This window comes from Acinetobacter sp. UBA5984, assembly GCF_002429925.1.
GTDB classification, from domain to species: Bacteria; Pseudomonadota; Gammaproteobacteria; order Pseudomonadales; family Moraxellaceae; genus Acinetobacter; species Acinetobacter variabilis.
Map to the genome: position 1 here is coordinate 1 of NZ_DJBE01000065.1, position 6,939 is coordinate 6,939.

General features: G+C 41.9%; 7 protein-coding genes. 5 read left to right on the top strand and 2 right to left on the bottom strand.

The features are described from left to right. Nucleotides 1-21 precede the first annotated feature (21 nt). On the bottom strand, nt 22-1,548 hold the full coding sequence (gene lysS / locus B3J29_RS10775) for a lysine--tRNA ligase (RefSeq protein WP_286965434.1): 1,527 nt from the start codon (nt 1,546-1,548) through the stop codon (nt 22-24). Nucleotides 1,549-1,935: 387 nt separating this feature from the next. Here lysS and B3J29_RS10780 point away from each other — a divergent pair, with 387 nt between their 5' ends. Beyond that, entirely contained in the window at nt 1,936-2,430 is a 495-nt protein-coding gene (locus B3J29_RS10780) for a YqiA/YcfP family alpha/beta fold hydrolase (RefSeq protein WP_286965437.1), read from the top strand. A 39-nt stretch (nt 2,431-2,469) separates the two neighbouring features. On the opposite strand, the gene B3J29_RS10785 is transcribed toward B3J29_RS10780, so the two are convergent. Beyond that, entirely contained in the window at nt 2,470-3,012 is a 543-nt protein-coding gene (locus tag B3J29_RS10785; protein WP_125279198.1) for an adenine phosphoribosyltransferase, read from the bottom strand. Between the two features lie 479 nt (nt 3,013-3,491). On the opposite strand from B3J29_RS10785, the gene rubA reads away from it, so the two are divergent. From rubA to oxyR, 4 genes are all read left to right on the top strand, one after another. After that, nucleotides 3,492-3,656, top strand: a complete 165-nt coding sequence (gene rubA / locus B3J29_RS10790) for a rubredoxin RubA (protein WP_004783011.1) — start codon at nt 3,492-3,494, stop codon at nt 3,654-3,656. Between the two features lie 88 nt (nt 3,657-3,744). Next, nucleotides 3,745-4,923 (top strand): rubredoxin reductase RubB, encoded by a 1,179-nt coding sequence (rubB, locus tag B3J29_RS10795; RefSeq protein ID WP_286965442.1) that lies wholly within the window; start codon nt 3,745-3,747, stop codon nt 4,921-4,923. A gap of 57 nt (nt 4,924-4,980) precedes the next feature. After that, nucleotides 4,981-5,919: an esterase EstB gene (gene estB, locus B3J29_RS10800; protein ID WP_034704187.1), complete on the top strand. Its 939-nt coding sequence runs from the start codon at nt 4,981-4,983 to the stop codon at nt 5,917-5,919. 13 nt (nt 5,920-5,932) lie between these two features. After that, the gene (oxyR, locus tag B3J29_RS10805) at nt 5,933-6,841 is read left to right on the top strand and encodes a LysR family transcriptional regulator OxyR (protein ID WP_005234587.1); all 909 of its coding nucleotides are present in this window, start codon (nt 5,933-5,935) and stop codon (nt 6,839-6,841) included. Nucleotides 6,842-6,939 lie beyond the last annotated feature (98 nt).

A 6,939-nucleotide genomic window follows, 5' to 3' on the forward strand; every position in this document is an offset into this window, starting at 1 on the left:
TCTATTTCAGGACAAGACACATTAGTGTTTATGACGCATATGCGGGAATAAGATTACATCACGGATACTTGGAGCATTCGCAAAGATCATCACCAGACGGTCAATACCAATTCCTTCACCTGCTGTAGGAGGCAGACCATATTCCAGGGCTTCAATGAAGTCAGCATCATAGTGCATTGCTTCATCATCACCCGCATCTTTCTCAGCAACCTGCGCCTGGAAGCGTTCAGCCTGATCAATCGGGTCATTTAATTCCGAGAAGCCATTTGCCAGTTCACGACCACCGATAAAGAATTCAAAACGGTCTGTAATATGCGGGTTTTGATCATTACGGCGTGCTAATGGTGAAGTTTCTGCTGGATATTCAGTCACGAATGTAGGCTGACGTAGTTGAGTTTCTACCGTTTCTTCAAACACAATTGTTTGCAGTTTACCCAGACCAAAACCTGGTTTTACCTGTTCTTTCAGTTCTTCCTGAATGAATTTCACCAGGAACTCACGGTCATTGACATTTTCTGGAGTGAACTGTGGATTGTGCTCAAGAATGGCATCAAACATTGAGATCTTTTTGAATGGTCCTTTGAAGCTAAAGACTTCATCGCCATAAGGCACATCAGTGGTACCCAGAATATCAATTGCCAATTTTTCCAGCATTTGCTCAGTCAATTCCATCAGGTCTTTGTAATCTGCATACGCCTGGTAGAATTCAATCATGGTGAATTCAGGGTTATGACGAGTTGAAACACCTTCGTTACGGAAGTTACGGTTAATTTCGAACACACGTTCAAAACCACCAACTACTAGACGTTTCAAATAAAGCTCAGGTGCAATACGCAAGAACAATGGCATATCAAGCGCATTATGATGCGTTTCAAATGGACGCGCAGATGCCCCACCTGGAATCACGTGCATCATCGGGGTTTCAACTTCCATAAAACGTTTGTCATTCAGGAAGCTACGAATACCGGCAACAACTTTGGCACGAACTTCAAAAGTTTTACGGGTTTCTTCATTCACGATCAGATCAAGATAACGTTTACGATACTTCACTTCAGTATCAGTTAAACCGTGGAACTTGTCTGGAAGTGGACGTAATGACTTAGTCAGTAATTCAAAATGCTCGATATGAACATACAGGTCGCCTTTACCAGAACGACCGATATAACCTTCAACTGCAATGATATCGCCTAGATCCAGGCCTTTGATCGTTGCAAGTACTTCTGGCTCAAGCTCTTTACGTGGAACATAAAGCTGAATACGACCGGTCATATCCTGAATCACGATGAATGAACCGCGGTTCAACATCACACGACCTGCTACTTTTACATGAATGTGTTCGCCAGCTTCAATTTGTTCTTTAGATTTATCAGCAAACTGGTCTTGTAAATCTTGCGCATAATGTTCACGTTTAAATGTGTTTGGCCATGGGCTAACACCAGTTTCTTTTGCGTGGTCTTGAATCTGCTTTAACTTGGCATGACGCTGTGCAATTAAATCGTTTTCGGAAATGATTTGTTCAGAAGTCGATTGAGCGTTATTTTGCGTCATCTCTGCCTCGGATAAGATTAGTTAAAAAATAGAAGTTGCATAGAATAGCAGAAATCTGCATCAAATCGTAGCGTAAAGACTTCCCACACGTGGCTTTTCTTGAGAAAAATTTCTGGATATATGAAATTTTTAAAAACAAATGATTTGCATTATTTTCAGTTTCGAATTTTATGATTGGTTTTTAAAAAATATTGCCAAACTTTTATTAGATGAAAGTCCAAGATCCCAACCTTCTGCACAAATTATGCCTTTATATCCAGTATCAGTTTAGACCAATAGCTAACTGCTTCCTTGAAATAGACGTTTTACAATAATGACCATATTAGAAGGTGGTGTTTTAACACCCTGACCACGACTTTGCCATGTCCGATAAAAATGAGTAAAAATATGTCTAAAATATTGTTTTTTCATGGCTTGGATTCGTCAAAACAGTCCACGAAATTTCATGCAATTGATGCAATGCATAAATATTGTATAGATGTGGATTATCGCAATCTGAGCTACCAGTCGGTAGCTGATTTCTATCATGAAATGGTTGAAACCATTAAACCGGATATTCTGGTCGGACACAGTCTGGGCGGTTATTGGGCGCTAAAAATGTCACAAGCTCATCAGATCCCTTGTGTGATCGCGAATCCTAGCTTGCAACCGAATTTCCGCGATGATTATCCTGCGATTTGTGACAGTGATTTGCAGCATGATATTCCCCAAATGGCCTATCTGGAATTAGGTGATGAAATTCTGGATATGCGTGCAGCACAGGCACAGCTTGAAGACTATATGCAAATTCATGCCATTGAAGGTGGACATCATCGTCTGGAACACCCCGAACAGATTAACGATCTGATTCAGGAAATTGAATATCATTTTATCCGGCAATAAAAAAGCCCCAATAGTTGGGGCTTTTTTGATCATCCAGACTTAAGCAACTGCAGCTTCAGGCTGAGATTTATCATCAAGCACTGACCAAATGTCCAAACCTAATTCACCGTGTAAATCTGGCAAATCAAGGAAGATACTCGCACCTAGAACCTGATGCTGACATTTTTCAGCCAATTCATGAACTGCTTTCAATGTACCGCCAGTTGCCAGTACATCATCCACAATAATCACTTTTTGTCCCTGAACTTCTGCAGACATTTCCAGACGGTCCAGACCATATTCAAGGCTATAACCTACACCTACCACTGGAGGCGGCAATTTACCTGCTTTACGAACCAGTAATAAGCCTTTGCCAGTACGCTGCGCCAACAGGCTTGCCAGCACAAAACCACGTGCTTCCACTGCCACAAAGCTGTCTACTTCTGCAAGCTTTTCTTCAGGAATGCTGGCAATCAAAGCATCAGTTAATGGACCCAGATTATTCATGAATAATGGAGTCAAATCGAAGAAACAAATGCCTGGTTTTGGGAAATTCTGGACAGTACGAATGTGAGACCACAGAGTAGTAGACAAATTGCTCATGGGAGATCTTTAAACAAGGAAGGGAATAGGTGAATTTTAAACTAAATTAACAATGTGTAACAACAACGACTGTGCAATAATAAAGCAGAAAATAATAATAAGAAATTGATTTACATAACTAAATTTATTTTAAAAAAATATTTAATAAAAACTTTACCAAGTCTAATTTAACTGATTTTAATCATTTTTTCTGCCCGACTTTGGTCTACAACTTAGAATCTAAGTCAGAAGAGGGTTTTATAAAACTAAAAATACAACTCTTTGCCTAACCTTAAATATATTTCTAATAATGAAATACCTAGGGACTGCCCTTTATGTTGTTAATTTCACTGATTAAACTTTTATTCGCTTTACTTTATGAATAGAACTGCGTAAAAATTTAGCCAAATATGTTTACTATTAAAAGTCATATTCTTTAGGGTCTTGCCATTTGTGGATTTTAAGCTGACAGCTACAGTTGGTCAGTTATGGAGAGTTATATGAAAAAATATCAATGCATCGTTTGTGGATGGATTTATGACGAGGCAGAAGGTTGGCCTCAGGACGGAATCGTTCCTGGAACCAAATGGGAAGATATTCCTGATGACTGGACTTGTCCGGATTGTGGTGTTTCTAAAGTCGATTTTGAAATGATTGAAATCTAATCATGTTCTTTTAAAGACCATATTGAGTGGTCTTTTTTATGTCCTTTATACCTAAAAAAAACTAATTTAAAAAAGCATGGAGAATCGTATGCATCCTATCGTCATCATTGGTTCGGGCATGGCGGGTTATGCTGTTGCCCGTGAGTTTCGCAAACTCAACCCAGACCATGAACTTGTCATGATTTGTGCTGATGATGCGACTAATTATGCAAAACCTACGCTTTCTAATGCTTTAGCAGGAAACAAAGCGCCAGAACACATCCCTTTGGGTGATGCAGAAAAAATGTCAGCGCAGCTGAAAATGCGCATCGAAAAAAATACCTGGGTCAAAACGATTCATCCTGAACAGCATCAGCTCACTTTAGAAAAAGATGGTGAGGAAAGCACACAGGATTATTCTAAACTGGTGCTGGCTGTGGGCGCCAATCCAGTACGCCTGGCCATTGCTGGTGATGCTAGTGATGACATTCATATGGTGAATAACCTGACTGACTATAAAGCTTTCCGTCATAATCTGGCAGCTCGTGAAGATAAACGCGTGGTGATTTTAGGCGCAGGTTTGATCGGTTGTGAATTTGCCAATGACTTGCAGCATACTAATCATCAGGTCACCGTGATTGATCTGGCACCCCAGCCTTTAGGTCGCTTATTACCAGCTCATGTCGCAGATGCTTTCCAGCAAAATCTTGAAGAGACGGGCATTCATTTTGTACTAGGGACAACAGTCGAAAAAGTCTCTAAAGTTGAAAATGGTGATTATCTGGTAACACTTGCCAATGGCCAGTCGGTAGTGGCTGATGTGGTGCTATCTGCTGTGGGCTTACAACCGAATATTTCTGTGGCAAAAGAAGCCGATATCCATACCAGTCGCGGGATTCTGACCAATACAAAACTAGAAACCAATCAACCGGACATTTATGCAGTAGGCGACTGTGCGGAAGTAAATGGAATGCTTTTGCCATACGTGATGCCAATCATGCAGCAAGCCCGTGCCCTGTCTAAAACATTGAATGGTGAACATACAGCAGTCCACTATCCAGCGATGCCTGTAGCGGTCAAAACCCCAGCTGCGCCATTGACTGTCCTTCCCGCTCCAGTAGATGTCGAAGTAACTTGGGAAAATGAAGAGTTTGATGACGGTATGCTGGCCAAAGCCTTTGATGCCAGCGGTACTTTACGTGGTTTTGTCCTGCTCGGTGCCACTGCTGCCAAACAACGCCTGACATTGACCAAGCAGGTTCCTGACTTGATTCCAGCTACAGTTTAGATGTTTAATACAAAGGACATTTTTTAAGCGAAATGTCCTTTAATCAGGAAATACATCATGCACAGTGCCCTGCAGTTCAATCATTCTCCGTATACCGCTTTCATGCGTGAAACCAAGGTCGATCTTGGCAATGGCATCGAATTGCACGTGGAAGTCGGAGGAAATCCTGAACACCCGACCATTCTGCTGATTATGGGACTTGGGGCACAGATGCTATACTGGCCGGATTTCTTCTGTAAATCCCTCATTGATCAGGGCTATCATCTGGTGCGTTTTGACAACCGGGATATTGGTTTGTCTTCCAAGATTCACCATAAAGGGCCTCGCTTAAACACCTTAAAAATGATGAGCCGTTTTGTACTGGGTTTAGGCAATCAGGGCGCGCCTTATACGCTGTATGATATGGCAGATGATGTACATCTTCTGATTGAAAAAATGGGGCTGGGTCAGGTCTATGTGCTCGGTGCCTCTATGGGTGGCATGATTGCCCAGATTCTGGCCGCACGTTATCCTGATAAAGTTAAAAAAATGGGCTTACTGTTTACCAGTAATAACCAACCACTGTTACCCCCGCCTTTTCCAAAGCAACTCTTTAGTTTAATTGACAAACCCGCTTCCACAGATGAAGATGGCATTGTTGATCATAGCTTGAAACTGTTTAACATTATTGGCTCACCGGGTTATGTGAATCATCTGGAAGCGATTCAAACCGCCCGTAAGTTATATAAGCGAAGTTACCATCCAGCGGGTGTACTTCAACAGTTTTTAGCAATATTATGTACGGGTTCATTGCTGCAACTGGACAAGCAAATCCAACAAGAGACCCTGGTGGTTCATGGTGCTCGTGACAGATTGCTGCCTCCTAGTCATGGTAAGGCTGTTGCAAAAGCAATTTCAGGGGCTAAATTTGAATTAATTGATGGAATGGGGCATGATATCCCTCCGCATTTTATTCCATATCTTAGCGAATTATTTGCTGATCATTTTAAATCATAAACATTAGGACACTATGGCTGCATTACCATCCCTAAGACAGCTGTCATACCTCGTAACACTGTCTGAGACGCTGCATTTTACAGAAGCTGCTCGCCGCTCATTTGTTACCCAGTCAACTTTGTCTGGCGGTATTATGGAGCTGGAGCGTTTACTCGGTGGCGTTCTTGTTGAACGCGATCGCCAGAATGTACGTTTAACGCCGCTTGGTGAACAAGTGGTTGCACGTGCCCGTGTTCTACTGGCTGATGCTCAGGACTTAATGCGTTTAAGTCGTGAAATGAGTGAACCATTAACCGGTGATCTGCATCTTGGCGTTATTCCAACCATTGCCCCTTTCATCCTGTCGCAATTCCTGGATGAAGTGCATCAGCAGCTACCGAAAATACAGCTACATCTACATGAAGCTCAAAGTGAGAAAATTGTAGAGAAACTGGAGCATGGTAATCTGGATATGGTGGTGCTCGCTCTACCTTTCGATACCCGTAGCTTGAAAGTTGCTGAAATTGCCAAAGAGAATCTGTATCTGGTACATCACAAATCTGACCAGAATGCGGCTCAAGCCAAATCTCTGGAAGATCTGGACCTGTCTCGCCTGATGCTGCTTGAAGAAGGTCATTGCTTGCGTGATCATGCATTGAGTGCCTGCCCGATTGGTGAGCGTAAAAATGATCATCGCCTGAAAGCAAGTTCATTACCGACGTTAATTGAAATGGTGTCTGCTGATCTTGGTTTCACCCTGTTGCCAGAAATTGCGCTGCATACCAATATGATCAAAGCCAATCCGGATCTGCGCATCAATCCAATCAATGCTGCACCAAGCCGTACTCTGGCGCTGGTCACTCGTAAGAGCACACCGCTACAAAGCGAATTCGATGTGTTATTACAAATTTTGCAAAAAATTACTGCCCATGATGCAGCTTAATTAAACTCTAAGAAAAAAGGAGCACTTAGATTGCTCCTTTTTTCTTGCCTGCATTTTCTGATAAAGTAAATTTTTAGGTGGTGTATCAAAAAGTATGC

What these genes read in the sequence shown, in the direction of transcription:
- B3J29_RS10785 (WP_125279198.1), bottom strand. Translation starts at nt 3,012, where the DNA reads ATGAGCAATTTGTCTACTACTCTGTGGTCTCACATTCGTACTGTCCAG.
- B3J29_RS10780 (WP_286965437.1), top strand. Translation starts at nt 1,936, where the DNA reads ATGTCTAAAATATTGTTTTTTCATGGCTTGGATTCGTCAAAACAGTCC.
- estB (WP_034704187.1), top strand. Translation starts at nt 4,981, where the DNA reads ATGCACAGTGCCCTGCAGTTCAATCATTCTCCGTATACCGCTTTCATG.
- rubA (WP_004783011.1), top strand. Translation starts at nt 3,492, where the DNA reads ATGAAAAAATATCAATGCATCGTTTGTGGATGGATTTATGACGAGGCA.
- rubB (WP_286965442.1), top strand. Translation starts at nt 3,745, where the DNA reads ATGCATCCTATCGTCATCATTGGTTCGGGCATGGCGGGTTATGCTGTT.
- oxyR (WP_005234587.1), top strand. Translation starts at nt 5,933, where the DNA reads ATGGCTGCATTACCATCCCTAAGACAGCTGTCATACCTCGTAACACTG.
- lysS (WP_286965434.1), bottom strand. Translation starts at nt 1,548, where the DNA reads ATGACGCAAAATAACGCTCAATCGACTTCTGAACAAATCATTTCCGAA.